Raw genomic sequence first — 260 nt, 5'->3', positions numbered from 1 at the left:
TCCTGCGTGACAGGCAGGCATGTTAACCACTACACCACGGGACCATTGGTTGCGGGGACAGGATTTGAACCTGCGACCTTCGGGTTATGAGCCCGACGAGCTACCGGACTGCTCCACCCCGCGACGATATATAAGCCTGGCAACGTCCTACTCTCACAGGGACAAGGTCCCAACTACCATCGGCGCTAGAGAGCTTAACTTCCGTGTTCGGTATGGGAACGGGTGTGACCTCTCTGCCATCATTACCAGACTTATGAAGG

Annotated in this window: 1 tRNA gene and 1 rRNA gene; both read right to left on the bottom strand. The window is 55.8% G+C overall.

The window, feature by feature from the left end:
• Positions 1 to 46: 46 nt before the first annotated feature.
• Positions 47 to 123 (bottom strand) — tRNA-Met (locus tag AAIE21_RS29455).
• Between the two features lie 11 nt (positions 124 to 134).
• Positions 135 to 250, bottom strand: a 5S ribosomal RNA gene (gene rrf / locus AAIE21_RS29450).
• Between the last annotated feature and the right edge of the window lie 10 nt (positions 251 to 260).

Origin of the sequence: Paenibacillus sp. 102 (assembly GCF_039549175.1) — a bacterium.
Lineage (GTDB): Bacteria > Bacillota > Bacilli > Bacillales > Bacillaceae_G > Bacillus_A.
Note: the sequence above shows the minus strand (reverse complement) of the source record. Positions and strands in the feature narration are given on the sequence as shown.